20 protein-coding genes are annotated in these 21,533 nt (G+C 34.1%); 2 read left to right on the top strand and 18 right to left on the bottom strand.

Features of this window, described 5'->3' with window-relative positions; all coding sequences use genetic code 11:
• Window positions 1-5: 5 nt before the first annotated feature.
• Window positions 6-1,184, top strand: coding sequence for a lipoprotein N-acyltransferase Lnb domain-containing protein (locus tag SBO79_RS06385; protein ID WP_318643192.1), 1,179 nt, complete (start codon window positions 6-8; stop codon window positions 1,182-1,184).
• Here SBO79_RS06385 and SBO79_RS06380 read toward each other — a convergent pair.
• The 11 genes from SBO79_RS06380 to SBO79_RS06330 all read right to left on the bottom strand — a co-directional run bounded on the left by SBO79_RS06380 (window position 1,153) and on the right by SBO79_RS06330 (window position 14,102).
• Window positions 1,153-2,556 (bottom strand): exopolysaccharide biosynthesis polyprenyl glycosylphosphotransferase, encoded by a 1,404-nt coding sequence (locus SBO79_RS06380; RefSeq protein ID WP_318643190.1) that lies wholly within the window; start codon window positions 2,554-2,556, stop codon window positions 1,153-1,155. The genes SBO79_RS06385 and SBO79_RS06380 overlap by 32 nt on opposite strands.
• A 53-nt stretch (window positions 2,557-2,609) precedes the next feature.
• Window positions 2,610-3,623 (bottom strand): glycosyltransferase family 4 protein, encoded by a 1,014-nt coding sequence (locus SBO79_RS06375; RefSeq protein ID WP_318643188.1) that lies wholly within the window; start codon window positions 3,621-3,623, stop codon window positions 2,610-2,612.
• A complete protein-coding gene (locus tag SBO79_RS06370; protein WP_318643186.1) occupies window positions 3,577-4,950 on the bottom strand; it encodes an O-antigen ligase family protein in 1,374 nt (457 codons plus the stop codon). Before SBO79_RS06370 ends, SBO79_RS06375 begins: the two co-directional genes overlap by 47 nt.
• Window positions 4,944-6,017, bottom strand: coding sequence for a glycosyltransferase family 4 protein (locus SBO79_RS06365; protein ID WP_318643185.1), 1,074 nt, complete (start codon window positions 6,015-6,017; stop codon window positions 4,944-4,946). The genes SBO79_RS06370 and SBO79_RS06365 overlap by 7 nt, the downstream gene beginning before the upstream one ends.
• A complete protein-coding gene (locus tag SBO79_RS06360) occupies window positions 6,014-7,126 on the bottom strand; it encodes a glycosyltransferase family 4 protein (RefSeq protein ID WP_318643183.1) in 1,113 nt (370 codons plus the stop codon). The genes SBO79_RS06365 and SBO79_RS06360 overlap by 4 nt, the downstream gene beginning before the upstream one ends.
• A gap of 36 nt (window positions 7,127-7,162) precedes the next feature.
• The gene (locus tag SBO79_RS06355) at window positions 7,163-8,455 is read right to left on the bottom strand and encodes a hypothetical protein (RefSeq protein ID WP_318643181.1); all 1,293 of its coding nucleotides are present in this window, start codon (window positions 8,453-8,455) and stop codon (window positions 7,163-7,165) included.
• Entirely contained in the window at window positions 8,448-9,368 is a 921-nt protein-coding gene (locus SBO79_RS06350; RefSeq protein WP_318643179.1) for a glycosyltransferase family 2 protein, read from the bottom strand. The genes SBO79_RS06355 and SBO79_RS06350 overlap by 8 nt, the downstream gene beginning before the upstream one ends.
• Window positions 9,369-9,434: 66 nt before the next feature.
• Window positions 9,435-10,604 (bottom strand): glycosyltransferase family 4 protein, encoded by a 1,170-nt coding sequence (locus tag SBO79_RS06345; protein ID WP_318643177.1) that lies wholly within the window; start codon window positions 10,602-10,604, stop codon window positions 9,435-9,437.
• A 2-nt stretch (window positions 10,605-10,606) separates the two neighbouring features.
• Window positions 10,607-11,980, bottom strand: coding sequence for a hypothetical protein (locus SBO79_RS06340; RefSeq protein ID WP_318643175.1), 1,374 nt, complete (start codon window positions 11,978-11,980; stop codon window positions 10,607-10,609).
• A 10-nt stretch (window positions 11,981-11,990) separates the two neighbouring features.
• Entirely contained in the window at window positions 11,991-13,115 is a 1,125-nt protein-coding gene (gene neuC, locus SBO79_RS06335) for a UDP-N-acetylglucosamine 2-epimerase (RefSeq protein WP_318643173.1), read from the bottom strand.
• Window positions 13,116-13,442: 327 nt separating this feature from the next.
• A complete protein-coding gene (locus SBO79_RS06330; protein WP_318643171.1) occupies window positions 13,443-14,102 on the bottom strand; it encodes a TylF/MycF/NovP-related O-methyltransferase in 660 nt (219 codons plus the stop codon).
• A 319-nt stretch (window positions 14,103-14,421) separates the two neighbouring features.
• Here SBO79_RS06330 and SBO79_RS06325 point away from each other — a divergent pair, with 319 nt between their 5' ends.
• Window positions 14,422-14,871 carry a hypothetical protein gene (locus SBO79_RS06325; protein ID WP_318643169.1) on the top strand — a complete coding sequence of 150 codons (450 nt, stop codon included), beginning with the start codon at window positions 14,422-14,424 and terminating at the stop codon, window positions 14,869-14,871.
• Between the two features lie 49 nt (window positions 14,872-14,920).
• On the opposite strand, the gene SBO79_RS06320 is transcribed toward SBO79_RS06325, so the two are convergent.
• The 7 genes from SBO79_RS06320 to SBO79_RS06290 form a co-directional block, all read right to left on the bottom strand.
• Window positions 14,921-15,961, bottom strand: coding sequence for an N-acetylneuraminate synthase family protein (locus SBO79_RS06320; RefSeq protein WP_318643167.1), 1,041 nt, complete (start codon window positions 15,959-15,961; stop codon window positions 14,921-14,923).
• A gap of 408 nt (window positions 15,962-16,369) precedes the next feature.
• Entirely contained in the window at window positions 16,370-17,032 is a 663-nt protein-coding gene (locus tag SBO79_RS06315; protein WP_318643166.1) for an acylneuraminate cytidylyltransferase family protein, read from the bottom strand.
• Window positions 17,025-17,666, bottom strand: a complete 642-nt coding sequence (locus SBO79_RS06310; protein ID WP_318643164.1) for a CatB-related O-acetyltransferase — start codon at window positions 17,664-17,666, stop codon at window positions 17,025-17,027. The genes SBO79_RS06315 and SBO79_RS06310 overlap by 8 nt, the downstream gene beginning before the upstream one ends.
• A 3-nt stretch (window positions 17,667-17,669) precedes the next feature.
• Complete coding sequence (locus tag SBO79_RS06305; protein WP_318643162.1) at window positions 17,670-18,680, bottom strand: glycosyltransferase family protein; 1,011 nt, start codon at window positions 18,678-18,680, stop codon at window positions 17,670-17,672.
• 1 nt (window position 18,681) lies between these two features.
• Complete coding sequence (locus tag SBO79_RS06300; protein WP_318643160.1) at window positions 18,682-19,578, bottom strand: glycosyltransferase family 2 protein; 897 nt, start codon at window positions 19,576-19,578, stop codon at window positions 18,682-18,684.
• A 43-nt stretch (window positions 19,579-19,621) separates the two neighbouring features.
• Complete coding sequence (locus SBO79_RS06295) at window positions 19,622-20,422, bottom strand: glycosyltransferase family 2 protein (RefSeq protein ID WP_318643158.1); 801 nt, start codon at window positions 20,420-20,422, stop codon at window positions 19,622-19,624.
• Window positions 20,422-21,348 (bottom strand): glycosyltransferase family 2 protein, encoded by a 927-nt coding sequence (locus SBO79_RS06290; protein WP_318643155.1) that lies wholly within the window; start codon window positions 21,346-21,348, stop codon window positions 20,422-20,424. Before SBO79_RS06290 ends, SBO79_RS06295 begins: the two co-directional genes overlap by 1 nt.
• Window positions 21,349-21,533 lie beyond the last annotated feature (185 nt).

Genomic DNA, 21,533 nt, shown 5'->3' with positions numbered 1-21,533 from the left:
GCATTATGAAAATTTGCGGCAGTCAGTTTCTACTTTTTATACTACTATCTCTATTTAGTTTACCACAATTTCAGGCCGAAGAACTCTCCAAGAATGCTCGTGTAAGCGTTCTTACTTGTGGCACTGGAAATGAAGTTTATGCGCTCTTTGGCCATACCGCGATCAGAATCACGGACCAAGCGACAAATCTTGACATCGTTTATAATTACGGCGCTTTTGACTTTGCCACACCAAATTTTGTAGGGAAATTTGCCAAAGGTGATTTGCAATATTTCGCCACATCAGAAGCTTTTTCCGACTTTGTTTTGCAATACAAGTATGAACAACGCGCAATTGTGGAGCAAGAGCTTCATATGACCGATGCTCAAAAACAATCCTTATTTGATGAGCTCAGCCGAGTCTTAGTTTCTAACGAAGGAACCTACACTTACAAATTTATCGACAAAAACTGCACGAATATGGCAGTAGATCTTCTCAATAATATCCTTGGCAGTAATGTAATTAGTAAAAGAGAAAACCTCAACTTTACATATCGCGAAACACTTTTTCCTTTTTTTGAGGGTCATTTTTTTGAAAAATTAGGAACTTCCATCATATTTGGAACAAAAGTAGATCAGCAAGCAACTTTGTTATTTCTTCCAATTGAATTGCTACAAAGTCTTGGCACTACTAAAATTAGCGGAAAACCTTTGGCCGAAAAAGCCGAGGTTATTTTAGCCCAACCAAACCAGAAACCGCCCTTCTCGTGGTGGAATAATTGGGTTGTATATCTAGGAGTTTTATTGGCAATTTTGATTTTGAACAAAAAAATTATTTCCCTAACCTTTTTAACCTTGATCGGATTTATAGGGTTATTCTTTGTGGTAGCAGGGTTTTGGTCTTTGCATGGCGAACTTGCTTACAACTACAATGCACTTTTGCTGAATCCATTATTACTGCTTTTTGTAGCGCTTTCGCTAAATAAAAAAACGGAACTGCTCAAGAAATTGACTTACCTTCTTTCGGCATGCTTTGCACTCTATTTTATTCTGATGCTCAACAAAATTCACTTTTGGATTGTGCTGCCACTATTTGTGACCATAGTAATAATAGTTTTGAGAATGGGCTTAACTAAAAAGCCTTGGATTTTAGAATTAGTCCACACCCAACTTCTTATTGCCCTCGGTAAAAAAGTACCGTACTAAGGGTTTTTACCATAATATCAATATCCATAAAAATATTTCGATGTTTGATATAATACAAGTCATATTGAAGCTTTATCAAACTGTGTTCAAGAGTTTCACCGTACGGATAATTAACTTGTGCCCAACCCGTCAAGCCAGGTTTAATTACGTGCCTTGTGGTGTAAAACGGCATATTTTGAGCAATTTGATCTACAAAAATCGGACGTTCCGGTCGAGGACCAATGAGACTCATTTCGCCTTTTAAAATATTAATAAACTGTGGAAATTCGTCAATTCTCGTCTTTCGCATAAATTTGCCGAAAGGCGTCACCCTAATATCATTCACTGTAGAAAATACAGCGCCATCTTTTTCAGAGTTTTTGGTCATGGTTCGAAATTTGAAAATCTTAAAATTTTCGCCATTTAAACCTACTCGTTGCTGTGTATAAAAGAGTTTTCCGTTATTGGCAACCAAATTAATAATGACGATAATTGGAATTAAGACAATCATAACGATAAGTCCTGCAATCGAAAATAATATATCGATCGCTCTTGCCGAAAACTGGTAAAGTCGGTTTTGATTACTTCTACTAAATGGAAAATATTTAAAGAAATCTTTTTCTAAATATTGCACAGGCATTCGCTGATTTAGCTGCTCGTACAAGTGCGAATATTCTTTGATATTATAACCACTTTCCAACAACTTTATCAGCTGATTATAGATATTGATTGATATTTCAGAAGTTTCTTTGGTGGCGATAATGATATCGGAGACATTATTTTCGACCACAAATTTTTCAACATTTTCTGAATTTACTTTTTTTAAATTAGGAGAATCCTCAGATTCATACGTTGCTTTATTAATATTTACATATCCTACAACAGTGTAGTGAGGATCATTGAGACCTAAATCTTTCACCAATTTCTGGCAATCCTTACTTTCGGCAACTAAGATGGCGTTTTTCTTAAAACGATTTGCTGCAAAATAACGTACGTAAATCATTCGCCAGACAAATATTGGAACTACAACTGCTAGGTAAAAAAATAAAATTTCGACTCGCTTATTGGGCAAATCTGGTGTGTATAAAGGTGTAAGTATATAAAAAAGCACGGTGAGCGAACTCGTTAACAGTACATTTTTAATGGATTGAAATTGATTACTCGCAATTTGCAAATTATAGATTTCAAAAATAGATCCTATTGCTGATAAGTATAAAACCAAAACAAGTCCGTAAGTCCAACTATTGTATATTTTGTTGAAATATTCAATGTGAAAAATTTGACCTAGTAAGATCATTGCTGCAGCTACAGAAATGATATCAATCAGCCGGAGCAAAACTCGACGTTCTGAAATTTCAAAGTGAATTTTGCTATTTCGATTCGTATTTGGCATAAACTATTAAAGAAATATGTATTAAATATAATAAAATTTTGTTAATGAGATAATTAAGAATTCAAAACATCCCTCCATTGCTCCTTTATTAATGACCAATCAAATTTTGCAGATAGCAGGTGGGCATTTGCAACTAATTTATTCTGAAGAACTTCATCCTGCAGTAAATTTGTGATATTGGCTGACATTGTTGCTGAATCATTTATAGGAGAGAGTAACGAATTGGTTTGATCTTCAAAAATATGCGGAATTCCGCCCGCATTGGTGCTTACAATAACTAGTCCTAAAGACGCTGCTTCTAATAAACTTACCGGCAAATTATCAAAAGACGAAGTATTTAGAAAAATAGAATGCGATTTTGAAATCTCACCCCACTCAGATCTAGATAATTTCCCGTAAAAATTCACGTTTAGTTTTGCGCTTAGCGCGAAATCTTGAAGGTTTGCCAACATATTTTCTTTGTCCGGACCCACCATAGTCAAAGAAGCGTTGGGATGTGCTTGCTGAATTTTTTGCAGTACTTCCAACGCCATGATTGGATTATAAATTTCAGCTAATGCGCGTACCCATAGCAATTTTGGACTCATTTGCTCCCGTTCTAAAAAAGGAAAATTTTCTAATACAATCGAATTTGGAATTATTTGAATATTGGTAAAACCACTTTGTTCAAATTTATATTTAAGAAATTCTGAAGGTGCGATATTTCGATAGGAATGATTAAAAATCATGCTCGAGAGCTTGGGAGATTTCTTCAGCCGCAACGGCAAATCGCCACCGTGTAAGAGCGGAATATATTTTACTTTTAAAATTCTACAAATTTGCGAACAGAAAAAAGCGTAATAGAAATTGAGCGTGCTATAGGTATCGATAAGGATAAAATCTGATTTTTTCGCGTACCTTAAAACGGCATTTATCATACTGCAAAAACGCAGGACAATATTTAACTTCTCAGAAGCATACCGAACTTTATAGCCTTCAACCTCCAGCAACGGTCCAAGAGTATCTATGGTAGAAGCAGATCTACCTTTTGTCTCTAATTTGTTTCCTAGGTAAAGGATTTTTTTCATCGGGACGAATAACTTTAAGAAGTGCGAGAGCATAAATAAAACCAGGCGCCGCGAGTCTCATTGCGGCGTGATTAATCGTGAGCAGCCAAAAGGCAAGAAAGCAAAATAAATAAAGATTGTTTGAATTATCTAAATATAGAACAACAGGTGTAAAAAGCAAAATAAACAACGCCAAAATCCCCAATGATCCGTGCTCGGCCAGCATTCGGGTAATCTCGTTGTGAGAAAGTATGGTAAGTCCGCTAGCCTCATTTCGAAGTTTCGCTCCCATTGCAACTCCAACTCCAAAGATGGGAGATCGCATAAAAAATCCAATTTCAGATTTTATTATTTCTTCACGTCCAGAAAACTGTGATTCTTTAACCCTACCTAGCGCGTCCTGATTTGCGTACCGATTGGTAATAAGACCACTAGTTTTTATTGACGAATAAGTAAAAACCCCAAGTAAAGAAATACTTATAAAGAGTAAAAATATACTGACTTTTAATTTTCCACCCCTATTAATTCTGAGGGAAGTAAATAGTAATAATATTAATAGCATTACCAATCCAGTAATCATTCCTCCCCTAGAAAAAGTTACTAACCCTCTAAAAGCCAGCATCAATGCAATTAATAGATTTATTAACAGAATTAAACTATTTGTGGAGCAAAACAACATTCTTGAAAAATAAATAAATACGCCTAAACCTAGAATCGTCGCCACTTGATTAGGACCAAAACCTCCGGACATTTCAAAATTTGATTGCGTACTTGTAATTACATCTTGTACATCGGGAACATAAAAAAAAAGGTAAGTTGCACAACTTATGATCGGCAATCCTATTGCTAACAATAAATCATCAATCTGCTTGGACGAAATTTTACGCTGATAGGTATAAAGGGCAGCAATCCCAAGAGCAAGTGGACCAGAAATATTAAAGGTGATCGATTTTCGTAAATCCTCATTATAATCCAAATCTGTAATAGCTATAACAACTCCAGGAATCAGTAAAACCAAATAGAACCAGTAGGCAACTGCATTTTTGGAAAATCCTTTAAAAAACATTCCGAGAACTATAAAGATTATTACTCCATATTTTCCAATTTCGTAGAGCAAATTACCACCAGTCATTCTAAGCAACACTTCTGCCCCTACAATATAAGCAGCTGCATACAACGCCTCTTCATTCCGGTTCTTATTTTTTATTATAAAATAGGCGCCTACTACCAGAATTGCAGCACAATACACTTTTGCAAAAAAAGGAAAAATAAAAAATAACAGCCCTAAAAAAGCATGGAACAAAATAATGCTTAGGTAATTTCGAGCATTAGAATTAAATTTTAGCATCTTCGAATCCAGTTTAAATAGCTATTTAAAACTGCATCTTTGGTGTACTTGGCTTTTACCGTTTTCGTAAGTTCAAATCCCATCCTATCTCTTTTTTCTTGATCAGAAATTAATATTGTTAAAGCTTGGCAAAAATCATCAACATTGCTAGACCTCACTAAAATTCCATTCAGATTTGTACTGATAACTTTGGAAATTTCGCCAACATCTGTAACAACAACACCCAGACCTGCAAGTCCATATTCTAATAATGCAACAGGCAGACCTTCAGATTTCGAACTTAAAACACCAATGTTCGCTTGCTTCAAGACAGATTGTACATCGGAGCAGCTGTCGTACAAAAATACATATTCTTCTAATTCTTTTGCAGTAATTAAATTTCTAACCGATTCAGATATTTCGTCCTGAAAATCTTTACCTATAAAGTGAAAAGACCAGTTTGGAAAATTCTCTTTGAGTTTTTTTGCAACTTCGATTAATAAAATATGATTCTTCTGCTCTCGCAAATTTGCCAAACAAACAATTCGCTTCCCGGATTGTCCCTTTAAGGTGGTAATTGGCTTTTCGTAGTTTTGTTCAAGAACAAAATTTGGTAGATATATCGAATTTTTAAAGTTTAATTCTTTCTGAATCCATTCGAGCAAAATTGAGTTCACCGAAATTGCACCATCGCAAAATTTTAAAATTATTTTCAACGAAAGGGTTGATCGATCTACAAGAAACTCACTATTTCCGTAATGATCATGCCATACAATTTTTAACGAAGGTTTTAAAATTTTGACCAACACTGCTAAGAAGACAGAAGTGCTGTGCGCATGTATAATTTCTATATTATTAGACTTACAATAAATAAGTAATTTTCTTAGTGCGCGTAAATCGAGCGTACTTTCTTTTTTTAAAAATAAATAATCTACTTGATTTCCTACAGTAGCTTTTAATACACCTTCTTTGCGAGTTGCGACCAAAGCTGAAAAAGCTATCTTCTCCGATAAAGCATTCGCATAATTAATGGCCATGCGCTCAGCTCCTCCAGCTTCTAATGAATCTATAAGTTGCAAAATTCTCATCCTTTCACTATTTCATGGACCTCATTTTTAAAGAGATCTAAGGTAAATTTTCGCGACCAAATCATTCCATCATTGACCCTCATAACATACTCATCCTGTTGATCCAATATTTTAAGAATTTCTGCCACATCTTTTTCGAACTGCATTTCTAGTAAAATTCCACGTCGACCAAAATTTAGCATAAAAGGAACGCATGAAACTGGACTTGCGATAGGAAGGCATTTCCAAAACATTGCTTCCGCAACGACCTTTGGCCAACCTTCACTTTTGGATGGTAAAATTAAAAAATGAGCACTTTTGTAAACATCACGAATGATATGTTCCTCCTGATTTCCGTGTAATCTAATATGTGGAATATTCCGTGTCTCAATATATTGTTCTAAAATAATACGCTGCTCACCTTCTCCATAAATATCTAAACTAACAGTTTTTCCTCTCCTTTGTAATTCTTCTACAATTTTTATTGCATATAAGGGTCGTTTCCCCGAAGATAAGCTTCCAACGAAGAGAAATTGTACTTCATTCTGCAATGATTTTGTTCTAATTTCCAGCTTATCAGAGTCAAAATAGGAAGCAGTGAAAAATGATTTTATATTTTTTGTCTGATTAGGCCATTTTCCATAAACCAGTACAGTCATATTCTTAGTTAAAAATGTATTAGACAAAATCCATTTCTGCAATTTATAACTTAAAGGTTGTTTTGACTTCGGATCCCAATTTCCAGCGTACTTGGCTGATTTTTTTTTGGAAGGAAAAAAAATTTGTGCAATGCAGCCTAGCAGGCCAATATTTCCGGGGCATCGAAGATGTATATGATCTGCAGATTCTATCTCTTTGCAAATCATATAAAATATCTTAGGCAACTTTAGAAGCGACCTAAAAGAATTGGTAAATGTTTGAAAATTGATTGACTCTACTCTTCTACAAATTAAATTTTGATGACTATATTTAAGATCAATGGTAGATTTTACTAAAGCTTGAAATGGAGCTACAACTACAACTTGTTGTGCAAATTTTGTCCATATATTCATTTCTCGAATATATGGACTATATCCAAAATAACTTTTCTCTTTTCCGTGGATAACATGAGTGATGATTAGTAATTTCATAGCCAAGTCTTATTTGCCATGTTGCAGTATATAAAATTATTCAAACTTTATTTTTTGTCGGGATTTAACTCTTCTCAAAATCGCATCAAAGGTGAAGGCAGAGAGAAAAATTAATACTGGTCTAGAAGGAAACATATATCGTTGCTCTGAATGAAAGATTAAGATGTACAATATGGACCAGCCCCACAGGAACAATAGTGGCAGTAGAAGTACTAATTGATTTGATTTGTATAATAAATAGATTCCTAATATTGAGCTTAATACTAAAGTGAGGTTAATACTATTTATAAAAATATGTATTCCGAATTTAATAATAGGACTTTTTTGGGATTTCATCAGAGGAGTGATGACAAAAGATTGCGCTTGAAAAAACTTTAAAGAATATTGCCTAAGTGTTAAAGCAGGATTTTCAACTATATCGGTTAAGACATAATTCAAATAATATGATGTTGGATCAAAATTATATGTTTCTATTATAGAGTCCAACTCTGCTCTTTTCTTTAGATTGTTAAGGTAATCATCAGACGCAAATTCATCTTGACCGTGTTGTGGAAGCCAATTAAATGGTTCATCACGAAGTTCAAAACGAGACCATAAAATCTGTTGTCTAAAAATTTTCTTCTTAAATTCTCCGTCCGTATTACTGATTGCTTTTTCTGCACTGAATAGTAAAAACGCACAACACAATAGGGTTGCAATGTACATAATTTTACTTTTTAAATTTATTCCAACAAATGCTATAAGAAAAATAAAAAGAATAGCAAATGGAAGTAAATTTGGTCTTACACCAATTAAAGCTACAGTTATAAGTGCTAGAATAAAAAGATTTTTAGAACTAAAAGTTTTATAGTAAACAATCTTCACCCAGAAATAAACTAACAGTGCTACTATAAGAAATGCAGCGGGCTCAGCTAAAATTCCATAAGAATAATATATATGTATTGGAAACAAACTTAACAATGCAATGATAAAGAACTTTGTCTTAGCAGCAAATCCTATGATATCAAAAGTTTTGAAAATATACTTTACCGCAATACATGTAGCCAAACAATTGAAAATAGCTCCTGCCAAATAAAAGAGCGCACTACTTTTGAAATAGTACACTAAAGAGTAAGGAAGAAGATAATAAAACAATGTAAATAAACCCTTATCAACGCGTACGTTTCCATTAAAATTATTTAGAATAAATTCGATTAGGTCTATTGTGCCCTCGTGATATTCGCCGTCACCAAAAGGCTTAGGCTTAAATGGTAAAAAGAAGAAAACAGTGCAGCTAATTACAGTAATTAATACTGGATAGTTACTAATTCTTTTAATAATTTTATTCATCCCTGCTGTTTTCTTTAATAATGTATAATGGCCTTTTTCTAGTTTCGTCGTAGGTACGCCACACATACTCTCCAATAATTCCAAGCATTAGCATAATTAAGCCTCCGATAATCAAGATTAAAATCATAATAGGAGCCCACCCGTCAAATGGCGTATTATTCATAAATCTATTATAAGCAATGTACAATGCGTAAATAAACCCAATAAAAGAGGTGACTATTCCAATCAGTGACATCATTCTTATTGGTACGTATGAGGAATTAATAAGTCCATCAATAAAATATTTCAGTTTTTTAGATAATGTCCATTGTGATCTTCCTACAGTTCTTTTTAGCCGTCGATATGGAATAAAAACTGTACTGAAACCTAGCCACAATATATCCCCTTGCAAAAATCTATTCCTCTCCTCAATAGAATTTAAAGCGTGAAGAGAATCATTTCCTAATAGCATAAAGTCAAATCCACCTCGTGGCATTTTAGAATTTAACGATTTCATCAATTTGTAAAAAATCGATGAAGCAATATTAGCTATGAAACTATCATCCCTATCTATCCTATGGCAAATTACTATTTCGCTCCCCTCTCGGTGTTTCTTGATCATATCTTCCACCAACGAAATAGGCTCTTGTAAATCAGCAGACATTATAATTACGGCATCGCCTGTAACAATTTTTAATCCCGCAACTATTGCCGCAACTTGTCCAAAGTTTCGGCTGAAAGAAATTATTTTAAGTTGCTTATCTGATTTATGAAGTGCTTTTAACTCACCTATCGAATTATCATCAGAACCATCGTTGATAAAAATAATTTCACATTCAACACAAATTTTTAGCATTAAGTCTCTAATCTTTTCATATGTTGGTTCTATCGAACCTTCATTACGAAAAACTGGTATGACAAATGAAATTTTCATATAGTTACAATATTGGTAACAATTAATATTTTATGTCTAGACAATTTACAATTCACTATAGTAATTTTACAAATCTGCAATTCTGACAGAAGGCTTCTTTTTCAACAATTTTTTATAAAATTCGATGTTTTTTTCCAAAATCATATTAACAGCAAACTTATTAATAGTAGCAATCCTTGCATTTTTTCCAATCTGCTGTACCGCTTCTCCGTTTTTAAAACACCACATTATCTTCTCTGCAATCTCTTTCGAATTATAAGGATCTACTAAAAATCCAGTTTCTCCATCAATTATCGTCTCTGGCCCTGGACCTGTTTTAGAGAAAATAACTGCTTTTTCCATTGCCATCGCTTCTGGAGCCACAAGTCCCTGAGTCTCTATATGAGAAGGAAATACGCATACATTTGCCGACTCATATACCTCGGGTAAATCTGTATGAGCAACCGTTCCCATAAATCGAATTTTATCCATCTGTAACTGCGTAAACATCTTTCGCAGCTCCGCAATATAAGACCTACCATCTGGATAAAACCAGTCTCGTCCATATATATCAAGAGTTGCATCTATATAATTCAGTCTCACTTCTTGAAATGCCTCAAGAAGTTGTCGTACTCCTTTCTTCTCACAAACCGTTCCTACAAAAACTAGACGGTGCTTAATTTGTTTCGGATTTTCTGAAGGTTTAAACAGCGAAAAATTAATCGGATTATTTATTACTGCAACGCTTTTATTATTAAAATCTAAATATAGCTCCGTATGTTTTTTTACATATTCTGAAACCGCCACAAAAGTATCCGCCTTCTTAAATGACTTCTTTTCCTGAAAACCTTTCCATTTATCAATTCCGCGCTTTTCTGCTTCGGCAAAAAAATGATGCCCGCCATGGAGTCTAATGATATACTTGATATTTGGAGCTTTATTTATAAATGCCAAGCCTAACTCTGAAGCTTCCACAATATCGATAGCCGAGTTATGATGAATCTTCTTTAGACATTTATTGATATCTCTGAAATTCAAAAACCACGACAGTCCTTTTATTTGATGTCTCTCAATTCTGTATATATTAACACCATTCTCAACTACTTCCTCATACTTACTTTCATAATTAACGCCCACAACACTTACGGCAACTCCTGTTTTTACTAATTGCAAAGCAATAGTTTTGACAAAAGTGCCAAAGCCACCATGCGGAAATCCTTCTTTAGGGTATTCATTACAAAGAAAGCAAATGTGCATACTTATAATTTTAAGGTATCAGCAATGAGTGACGAACTGTGTTTGTAGTCTCCTAAAACGGTGTCCATCCAAGTATCTGTTTCAGGAACATATTTTGCCGCTTTAATAATATTGGTAATTTGATCTTTTTTTGTCCACCAAATAACAGCTTTATTATTAGGCATAGTTCTGAAATGTTGAAACTTATAAATAGTATCTACCGACCAGCTGCTCTCCACTTTTATCTCTTGATCATAAGCAATAAAAACACACGGCTTTTTAAACATCGCAAAATCAAAAGCCATTGTCGAACCTACGTTCACAACAATATCAGAGTAAAAGGCAGTTGAAACCAACAGCGCAATATCATCTGGCAGAGCAAATACCGTTGACCATACGTTTGTCGAATTGACACTCCAAATTGGAGCAGCCTCTTTTATCAAATTTGGAAATTGCTTGATAACGCCATTAAATCGACCCGAGAAATCTACCGGACATCTGCGAAGTAGTATCTGATACTCATTTTGCAAATTATTCCTACTCATTTCAGATGCTAAGTCAAACAGATACTTGGGATCATCTGGGGAGGTTTTTGTATCATCGCCCGAAAAACAAATAATCTTCCTATCTACATCTAATTCATACCTTTTATAAAATTCATCTTTGGGAGTAATATTCGAGCTGTCGCCATAAAATTCAAACTGTGGTGTCCCAGAAACTACAACTTGCTCCGATGATATCTCTGGATAATAAAGATGCATTTCATCCTTCATATTAACTGACCAAACTAAATACTTATCAGCTTTTAAAGCCATTCTTGCTTTTGGCAAATTATCCCATGAATAGATAACAGTTGCATTTGAAATATTTTGATCCTCTGCGACTGCAAATATGGTAGCACATTGCAAACCTCTTTGATGCGCGCAAAAAACCAAGTCAGGATTAATTTCGGAGAATAGATTCTTAACTTGATTATAAAAATCTGTATTTCTAAGTGACTTCTGATATGCTTTTTCTAGCTTTAATATGCTCTTATAATCAGTGGTCTTTGTTGACAATTTGCTTATCAGCTTATAGAAAACCTTTTTTGAAAGACCTTTATGATCTGTTTTCCAATTGCTAAGTATTGTCGCATTATCTGCAATTTTCGAATTATACTTTAAGCGACTAAGACAAATTAGTTCTCTTAAAAACTTTTCTTTGAATGATTCTATATATTTTGGAATTTTATAAAATTCTGTAACCGATGTTATCTCAGATAGTAATTTTTGGGTTTCATCATCAAAATTATGTAGAATTATCAGTTCAGTATCAGTATTTTTAAACACATCTGAATACAGATAATTCTTAATACCTACTCCGTCTGGAAAAATTAAAACCACTCTTTTATTTGACACTATCACAATTTTAAATATCCCTAAATTGTTTCTGACGATTTACTTCCCAAAGTCCATCACTCTGCAAGGCTTCTAAAAATGCTTCTGCCGAATTTCCATCACCGAAATTGTCGGTTGTAGTTATGGCAGTTTTCACTTTCTTCTCCTGCAAAGCTTCATAAATATCAAACTTATTATACCCTACATTCAAAATACTAGGATGCTGCGACCTGTTTTGCTGCCTGCTTCCAACATTAATAATCGGAATTCCATAATAAGGTGCTTCCCGTATTCCGGCGCTACTATTTCCTACTATAAAATCGGCGTTTTCTAGTAAAGTCAAAAAGTATTCAAACCTCAAAGATGGAATTACTTTAAAGCGTGAACTTCCGCGAAGCTGCTCATATGCTTCAAAAATTAGCGAACTTCCCAAATCATTATTTGGATAAATAACTACATAATTCTGATCGTCCAATAGCAAAGCTTCGACAAAATCTTCTGCATATTTCTGCATTTCGTCATGCTCAGTCGTAACTGGATGAAACATTACAATAGCGTATTTTGCATAATGGATATCATAATATTCCTTTGCAACCTCCAAACTAGGCAGCGACTCCGAAAACATTATATCCACATCTGGCGAACCAATTGTAAAGATTGATTCTTCAATTTCGCCCATCTGAATAAGGCGTTTTTTGGCCAAGTCGTTGGAAGTAAAATGAATATGACTCATCTTGGAAGTCGAATGGCGGATCAGTTCGTCAATTGTGCCCGAAATTTCGCCACCTTCTATATGTGCCACCAGAATATTATTTAGCGAACCCACAATAGCGCCAGCAAGCGCCTCTACTCGATCGCCATGAATCACGATCAAATCCGGTTTACTGTTCTGAACATATTCTGAAAGTCCTTGAATGGTTTTGGCCAAAGTTAGATCCATCGTAGTTTCGTCAGTATGATTCTCAAAAGTATGGATATTGGTAATTCCACACTTCTCAAATTCTAGTAAGGTGTAACCATACTTTTCCTGCAGGTGCATTCCCGTAACAAAAACCGTAGTTTCAAACTGACTATCGCCTTCAACGATTTTAATCAATGATTTGATTTTCCCGAAGTCGGCACGTGTACCGCTGATAAAGAGAATTTTTTTTGTCATAAATTTTAGTTGCTTAGCAAATATAAGAAAAATGCTGAGCTATTTATAAAGGAGCTTTGAATGAACTAGAGCTATTTTTTTTATTAGGGCGAGCCCTGCGCCACAACGTTTTTGAGTAGGCAGTAAATTTTCGGAGGCTTGGTCAGGCTGTCCGTTCCCAATCTTTGTTGTGGCTTTTGCTCCGCAACGCCACAACAAAGGATTTTCTCTCCCATCCTTCTCGCAAAGTCATCGGCAAACAACATACTATTTCAAGTTAAGGCACTATTGTAAACCAACATTTAATCAATTTACCGAAGTATAAAACAACAATATTGTCTTCAATAGCTATTTAACAATGTATGAAATAGCGTGGGAATAAGGTAATTTTTTTACTTCAACTTTATTTTTAAAAAAGTCATCAACTGCTTTATTTGTTCCAGCAAAGGCACCATAATCGTCAAAAATTATAATTCCTCCTTTGGTAACCTTATCAAATAATTTCTCCAAAATATGTTTTGAAGGCTCGTATAAATCAACGTCTATATGAAGAAGAGATATCTTTAAATGTGGGTTTTCTAGTAAATAATTTTCTAATGTTATGAGAATATCTCCTTTTATAATGTCAACATTTTCCGCAAGGCCTTGCTGCTGTAATAATGTATTTATTTCTTCAAAACTGATACTTACTCCACCATTGGTTTCTTTAACAAAGGCATCTCTCTTAGCTTTATCTTCTTCCAATTGTGCCTCAGGAAAATCTCCAAAAATATCGAAGCCAATAATTTTCCGACTATATGTCTGCTCCAATAAATCCCGAAACTTTATCCATCTAAAAAAAGAATTTCCTTTAAAGATTCCAAATTCTACAATTTCTCCTCGAACTTCTGAAGTTCTTTTAAAAAACTCTAGGTGTGTCATAAATTTACTAAACCGCGATGCATTCGCTGTAGCATAAAAGCCGTTTTCATATTCAAACTTTTTGCTTAAATCGTAGAGATTCTCCATATCATCTTTTTGAGGAAAGATACTATATAATAATTTTTGAGCGTAAAATTTCCAAATAAATTTTAAATTCCTTAGAAGACAACGCATTTAAATAATATTATAAATATTGCGCTAAATTATATAAGTCAGATATCCACCTCTATGCATATATTTATAACTCAGAGTCAAGCAAATTTTTGTCATTAATTTCTACCTCGGTAAAAACGAAACCAAAGAAAAAATTGACTCTGTTTTTTTTTGAATTGTTGACTCTACTGTCCTTTTATTACTAACAAATTTTGAGAAATCAGAATTTGATTAATTTTATAAAACAAACTCTATGAAAACTTTAAATTTAATTGCTGGTTTAGGTGGCGCCATAGTTCTTACCGCTCTGCACGAAACACTAAAAAATGTTGACGAAGGTATGCCTCGGATAGATCTAGTTGGTGAAGAAGCATTGCAGAAGACTTCGGAATTTTTTGGAGTAAAAATATCTAATAAAAACACTTTGTATAAAGCAACTCTTGCTGGCGATTTGATGAGCAACGCGGCATACTTTAGTTTGATAGCAGGCAATCGCAAAGATCTTTGGACGCGTGCAGCATCTTCTGGAATACTGGCGGGATTAGGTGCCATCGCCTTGCCCAAAGAAATGGGACTTAATGACGAACCCGTTACCAAATCCTTTAAAACAAAAGCACTCACAGTAGGATACTATATGGCGGGCGCTTTTGCAACTGCTGCCATTCTAAGTTTCCTTGACAAAAATAGAAATGCTTCTATGTAGAAACTAAAAGGCTCTCAATTTCGAGAGCCTTTTTTTGTGAACAATAGTTTTATTCGAAATCTTTATATTCTAATTGCTGATCATTTTCTATATTTCTAGTGGCGATCTTTCCTAAAATCGAATTAAAATGCTCAGCTTTAATCGCCCCTGTGCCCGGTCTCTTTACCCAAATATTCTCTTTGCTTAAGGCTGTCCCTTTTTTTACGGTAGCAATACTGCAAACCGTAGCAAAGGCAAAATCTATAGTAACCTGCTCCTCTTCCGCCGCCTTTTTTACGCCACCTCGCATTTGCCAAATTTCATTTGAATTTTTAATTAGTTCTTGGCAAGTTTTCTCGTCCATGCTGCATACTATATCGGGTCCAGAACGTTCCATAACATCGGTAAAATGTCTTTCCAAAATAGCAGCACCCAGCGCAACTGCTGCCAGACAGGCATTGTTATTTAAGGTATGATCGCTGAGCCCGAATACTTTATCTGGAAATGCTTCACTCATTTGGGTCATTGCACCTAGGCGCACCAAATGGATTGGTGTTGGATATAAATTCGTAGTGTGCAAAAGTGCAACTTGAACTTTTTTTGCGTCAAATATCGCTACTGCTTTGGCAATACTTTCAAGATCATTCATTCCGGTACTCAAAATTACCGGTTTTCCAAATGCAGCAATATGCTCTAGCAAGGGATAATTGCTGCATTCGCCCGAGCCTATTTTGTAAGCTGCAACATCAAATTTCTCCAGTCTTTGTGCAGCCGCTCTCGAAAAGGGAGTCGAAATAAAAATCATCCCTTTGCTTTCCACATAATTTTTCAGTTCCAGCTCCTCTTCTTCACTCAATGCGCAGCGCTGCATAATTTCATAAATAGAGACGGCCGCATTTCCGGGAATAACTTTCTTTGCTGCACCGCTCATTTCGTCTTCTACAATATGAGTCTGATGCTTAATCATTTCTACGCCCGCCCGAGAAGCAGCATCTACCATTTCCTTAGCAACTTCTAAAGATCCTTCGTGATTGATTCCTAACTCGGCAATCACCAATGGCGGGTAATCTGCGCCAATTTTTCTACCTGCAATCTCTATATATGGTTTCATTAAATGGTATTTAGTACAATGTTACTACTTTTTAAAATTTAGTGGGATGCCACTGCGGCTGCAGTCGAAGTGCCAATTCTTAGCTGCTAATTTATTTTGAATCAAGTCCATATATAGAGTTCATTGCATTTCTACATTAGGATAAGGTTTAAATAGGCATAAAATCGGCACTAATTAAGGCCTGTTTTTTCGCTCTTTCTCATTACTTCAGAATCATGTTCAACTAACTGAAGTTCTATATTAAAATTTACAGTTAATAAAATTCCATAATATTCTGCTTAGAAAATAATATATGTCAACTTAAATTAAAATTTTTTATATACTATATTAATCAAGGTATAAGAATCTTGGGCAAAAGATTGAAAACTAAAGACTAAAAGTTAAAAGCTGAGAGCTGAGAGCTGAAAGCTAAAGACTCCTACTAATAACGTACTCAGCAAAATCAAAATCCTCCTGCGTGTCAATATCGACTTTAGCAAATGGATGGTCAATAATAAATGGTATTGCAAGTTCACTCAAAATTATATCTCTCAAAATTAAATCAGCTTTGCTAATATAAAGCAAACCATTTTCAAAATAGAGAGGATCTAAATCCTGACTTCTCTGACCTAATTTGTAATTAAAGGGCATATAGCGACCCTCCATTATTTTGCCAAACTTCTGATGATTTCGAGTTACCGTAAACAAACTATCCACATTACTATGTGTATAATTTTCAAACGCTTCTTTTAGTAAGTTGACAGGTCGCAATGGATTTGTAGGCTGCAGCAAAATAACTGAATCTACAATCTCGATGTTTTCAAGCACATGCTTTAATGCAGAAACGGTAGGCTCTAAATGTCCCGATAACGCCACTGGGCGGTCAATAACCTTTGCCCCGTATTCCAGAGCTACGTTTTTTATCTGTTCACAATCTGTAGAGACATAAACGGCATCGATTGTTTCGGAATTTGCTTGCGCATAAAGAATACTGTGTGCGATTAGGGGAATGCCGCCAAGTGGGAGAAGATTTTTCCCCGGTAGCCGTTTTGAGTTTCCTCTTGCTGGAATGATGGCGATTGTTTTATTCATAAATGCTTTTTATTTTTGAGAAGTCCTTAAAAAATAAAGGTTTGATTTTTATTAACTCTTCATCGCTTTTATCCCACCATTTTAGCTGTTCAATCTCGCTAATTATATTTTCAGAAAAGCGCTTTCTAATAATTTTAGCTGGATTACCTGCGACAATAGAATATGGCTCAACATCTTTCGTTACAACACTGCCGGCGGCAATTATAGAACCATTGCCAATGTTAATTCCACCAAGAATTATAGCTGCATGACCAATCCACACGTCATTCCCTATACTTATATGTTTTTCGCTTTTCAGTTCTGATAGTCCATCGAAAAGTCTTGAATTAATATAAGTACTTAAAAAAGATATTGGATGATTTGTGCCATGTAATGCCACATTCATTCCAAGCTGACAATATTTTCCGATATGAATGTTTCCAGAAAGTAAATTATTTTTCCCCAAAGTGGTTCGATGACCAAGAAAAATTTTTCCCGAAAACGTACATCCTTCAGGAACGGCATTTTCACCTTCAAAAATTACATTCATATAACCACTTGTATTAGTTGCTATAGAAGTGCCAGATTTTTTTTGTCTGTTAATATAATTTTGCCGTTTTATTTTTAGATAATAGTGATATAAAAACTTTTTCATAGCTTAATAGATAGTAGCTTGCTCCGCGGTCAAACCCTTATACTTCAAGAAAATGTTTCGAAATATTTTATTTGCGAATAACTTTGCAAAGATTTTCGTTAGTGGTGTGAATTTACGATTTTTAATTTTTAGTAGACCCAAAGCATCAAAATGCAGCGATTCTAATGAAATTTCTTTAAATGTTCTTGTCATCCAATCTTCAAAGACATTTCCCATATGAAATGCATAATTGTCCGTGGTAGATAATCTCCAGAGATCTTTCTGCAACACAGATTTATCTAAAAATCTACCTTCACTATCACCACCCAAGCTGTATATAGAAAAATTCATATTGCGATCTACAAAAACCTCAGCTCGATAGGTGCATACAAAATGACCCGCACCAACAACTGCCTTGATTTTTGACGATTCAATAGTAAGATATTTTGATAAGTGTACATTGTTATAAAACTCTCGATTTCCAATGCTGCTAGCAAATGCTTTCATGCCCTCAGGACTAACAACGTCAGTAAATTTTAGCTTATCCGAGAAAAAATTTGAGGTAATAATATTCTCAGTATAATACTTATACATTTTCGATGAGGGAACAGGTGAAACCGCACCCGCTTTCGGGAAATTTTCAAAGACTTGATAAGTACCACTTTGCCATCCGTTCTTAAATAAAACATCAGAATCGGTAATGGTTATCAACGCAAACTGATGCCCCGATAAAGCTTTGAAAATCGCATTAAGTTTTCCAATATTAGAAGTTTGAATTAACTCATGAATTTTACCTTCTATTTTAAGAGTGTTCAAATATGAAGATACTTCACTACAGCTCCCATTATCAACAATGGAAAGATAAGTTTTTGAATGACAAGTTTTAAACAGAGACTCCAAACTCATCGTAAGAATCTTGAAAGAATCTTGAAAATACCCTTCTTGGTTAGGAATATAAACAGGCATTATAATCTGATGAAAGTAATCAGATTTTACAATCTCTTTGTCTTTATTTGGATTAAAACCTACTCTCACTCTACTGCCTCTTTAATAATTTAAAATAAATTTGTTTCAGAAAACCAATGTACTGCCTCCATCTGAATTTATAAATATACAAACTAGATATCATAAAAAAATACTTAACATTTTTCTTATCGTTTAAATACGACTGAGAAATCCTATCAAATAATTGACTAATCTGTTCTCCTGAAAAAAAATGGGACTTTTTTCTAAGTAAGTAATAATGAAAATGAAAAGCAGCTTGAGATTTAAATTCTAAATTATTGCTACTTCCTGAAATACTCTGCTCTGATATCCGTACTGAAACTACTGCATTGTTTATACTTAAAACGGTATCAAATTCCGAAAACTCTAACATTGCCAAAATATCCGAATACCATCCAAGCGGAAAGTCTTTAAAGTTTATTGCAATTACCTTTTCGGCTTTAAAAACATATTCGCTTAGTGAGCTTCTTGTCTTTCTAAATAAAAAATCAGTAGATTTTTCAAACCTAGGATTTAAATATACTTTCGAAATTTTATCGCCACTAGCATTTACTTTCAGCGAAGCAAATCGTACGACGTTTATTTTCTCTGATTCCAAATAAACTAAATTATTATAAATTTCTTCAACGATATTTTCACTCAAAACATCATCATCTCCCAAAATCATTAACCACTCCTCATCATCAATCAAATCTATACATCTTTCCCACTGCTGTACTAATGAGATTCCCCCTAAGTTTTCAGCGAATCTTTTATACTTAAATGTAAAACTATCAGAATATTTCTTGAGAATATCGCTGGGATTTTCAGGACTTGCATCGTCTCCAATATAAACTTTAAAGCGCTTATTAGTCTGATTTTCCAACGATTGTAAAGTCGCTTCAAAAAATGCTATTTTGTAATATGGAATGATAATCGCAAGAAGCATTTGTTTTTATTTTTAAGATTGTACGTGTTCGAAAATGCTGAATTTATTTATTTAAAAACGAAATATTCCATAATCTTTCAAATAAACTTATATTCCTATTTGATCTTTTTTTCAAATACCGGTATTTTATATATAATTTATTAATCGACTGAATATAAAATTCTGAATGTTTTACCATTATATATTGCTTTAATTTCATCTTATCTACTTTTGAAATTGATAAAATCATAGAATTATTTTTAATCCGGTAATAAAATTCCACCCTTTCTAATTGATGAACTTTTGCACCATCTTTTAATAATGAAATCCAAAATTCCCAATCTTCGAGACCTTCCCGCATATTTATGTCGTAACCACCTACAGACAACCAATCTTCCTTTTTGAAAAATGCAGAACAAAATATCATATTGTCAACGAACAACTCATCAATATCAAAAGGTGGTAAATCCCAGTCCATATCAACACTACCAAATTTTCTTGCTTTGCAGTACACTACTTTAATTTCTGCATCCTTTTGAAAAACCTCTACCGAAAATCGTAAATAATCCTTTCCAATCTTATCATCCGAATCCAATGGCAAAATAAATTCACCTTGCGCGAGCTCAATACCTGCATTCCTTGCGGCACTTAGACCGGCATTTTCTTGATGTATATACTTAAACCTAAAATCTTTCTCTACCCATTTTTGCGCTACTTCTGCAGTATTATCGGGACTTCCATCATTGACAATAATACACTCCCAATCTGTATAAGTTTGATCCAAAACAGATTGTAAAGCTTCGTCAAGATATTGAGCTTGATTATAGCAAGGAACGACAACCGATACTGTGGGATTATTACTCATTAATCTTTGATTATTAAATTTTTAGCAGTAATCTTAAAGTGCTTTAAAAATGAAAAATCCCTGCCAGTAAATTTCAAATTTGCAACAGCAATTTCTAAAGCTTCACGATATAATTTTTCCTTCAGCTTAATTTTATATAGGCTTAAAAAGTAGCTATCTGCGACCGCTTTTGCAACAAATGGTAATTGTCTATATTTAATTTGAGCTTTAATTGTTTTAATTTGAAATATATGCTCTTCAAAGTACTTTTTGTCAGATAAAGTTTTCATCACACCACCTTCATGAATTCTGTAAGTTGAATATACTTCATTCGTTCTATAAGCCTCCTTGCTTGATGCTTGAAGCAGTAGGACATATAAGTACCAATCCTTGAAAGTTACTTGTTTAAAATTTTCAGGAAAGCTAATTTTTAAATTTCTGAAAGTTGATGTACAAGTAATAAGGTTATTATTTACCAAGAAATCTTCTAATTTAAAAACACTGTTTTTAGTTAAGTTAAAGACGGTTTTTTCGTTTGTTTTTGGATTTGAAGATTTAAAGATAGCATTTCCACTATGAATTATATAATCCTGATTTCGATCTAGAAAATCTACCTGGATTTGAAGTTTTTTAGGATTTATCCAATAATCATCCCCCTCACATATCGAAATATATTCTCCTGTACATTCCTGTAATGCGAATTTAAAATTATCTCCAATTCCCAAATTCTCTTCTTGATTGAAATATCGAATCCAATTGCCGCGGGGGTGATTTTTAATGATATCTTTTACCACGGCATCTGTAGAATCAGGAGAACAGTCATTGGCAACAATAAGCTCAACGTCAAAGTCACATTCCTGCATCAACACGCCTTCTATCGCCTCACGAATATACTTTTCGTGACCATAGGTAATCATACAAACGCTGACCTTTGGTAATGAATTCATAAATGCGGTAGTTATCTCTGAGATTTGGAAATCAAATGTATCAATTTTAAATTAAACCTTGTTTAACCGCCCTATAATAAGTCTAAAATGTTAATGAAAGTACCTAACAATTACTGCAGAATATACTTGTATTTCACAGTTAGGAAGAAGTTTAATTTTTTTTTGAACTTCCTATACCTACGCCC

This window comes from Flavobacterium ardleyense (genome assembly GCF_033547075.1).
Classification (GTDB): Bacteria; Bacteroidota; Bacteroidia; order Flavobacteriales; family Flavobacteriaceae; genus Flavobacterium; species Flavobacterium ardleyense_A.
This window is presented reverse-complemented; position numbering and strand designations above follow the sequence as displayed.

Excerpts from the sequence above, each read along its gene's own strand:
- SBO79_RS06385 (WP_318643192.1), top strand. The coding sequence starts at position 6 with ATGAAAATTTGCGGCAGTCAGTTTCTACTTTTTATACTACTATCTCTA.
- SBO79_RS06380 (WP_318643190.1), bottom strand. The coding sequence starts at position 2,556 with ATGCCAAATACGAATCGAAATAGCAAAATTCACTTTGAAATTTCAGAA.
- SBO79_RS06375 (WP_318643188.1), bottom strand. The coding sequence starts at position 3,623 with ATGAAAAAAATCCTTTACCTAGGAAACAAATTAGAGACAAAAGGTAGA.
- SBO79_RS06370 (WP_318643186.1), bottom strand. The coding sequence starts at position 4,950 with ATGCTAAAATTTAATTCTAATGCTCGAAATTACCTAAGCATTATTTTG.
- SBO79_RS06365 (WP_318643185.1), bottom strand. The coding sequence starts at position 6,017 with ATGAGAATTTTGCAACTTATAGATTCATTAGAAGCTGGAGGAGCTGAG.
- SBO79_RS06360 (WP_318643183.1), bottom strand. The coding sequence starts at position 7,126 with ATGAAATTACTAATCATCACTCATGTTATCCACGGAAAAGAGAAAAGT.
- SBO79_RS06355 (WP_318643181.1), bottom strand. The coding sequence starts at position 8,455 with ATGAATAAAATTATTAAAAGAATTAGTAACTATCCAGTATTAATTACT.
- SBO79_RS06350 (WP_318643179.1), bottom strand. The coding sequence starts at position 9,368 with ATGAAAATTTCATTTGTCATACCAGTTTTTCGTAATGAAGGTTCGATA.
- SBO79_RS06345 (WP_318643177.1), bottom strand. The coding sequence starts at position 10,604 with ATGCACATTTGCTTTCTTTGTAATGAATACCCTAAAGAAGGATTTCCG.
- neuC (WP_318643173.1), bottom strand. The coding sequence starts at position 13,115 with ATGACAAAAAAAATTCTCTTTATCAGCGGTACACGTGCCGACTTCGGG.
- SBO79_RS06330 (WP_318643171.1), bottom strand. The coding sequence starts at position 14,102 with ATGGAGAATCTCTACGATTTAAGCAAAAAGTTTGAATATGAAAACGGC.
- SBO79_RS06325 (WP_318643169.1), top strand. The coding sequence starts at position 14,422 with ATGAAAACTTTAAATTTAATTGCTGGTTTAGGTGGCGCCATAGTTCTT.
- SBO79_RS06320 (WP_318643167.1), bottom strand. The coding sequence starts at position 15,961 with ATGAAACCATATATAGAGATTGCAGGTAGAAAAATTGGCGCAGATTAC.
- SBO79_RS06315 (WP_318643166.1), bottom strand. The coding sequence starts at position 17,032 with ATGAATAAAACAATCGCCATCATTCCAGCAAGAGGAAACTCAAAACGG.
- SBO79_RS06310 (WP_318643164.1), bottom strand. The coding sequence starts at position 17,666 with ATGAAAAAGTTTTTATATCACTATTATCTAAAAATAAAACGGCAAAAT.
- SBO79_RS06300 (WP_318643160.1), bottom strand. The coding sequence starts at position 19,578 with ATGCTTCTTGCGATTATCATTCCATATTACAAAATAGCATTTTTTGAA.
- SBO79_RS06295 (WP_318643158.1), bottom strand. The coding sequence starts at position 20,422 with ATGAGTAATAATCCCACAGTATCGGTTGTCGTTCCTTGCTATAATCAA.
- SBO79_RS06290 (WP_318643155.1), bottom strand. The coding sequence starts at position 21,348 with ATGAATTCATTACCAAAGGTCAGCGTTTGTATGATTACCTATGGTCAC.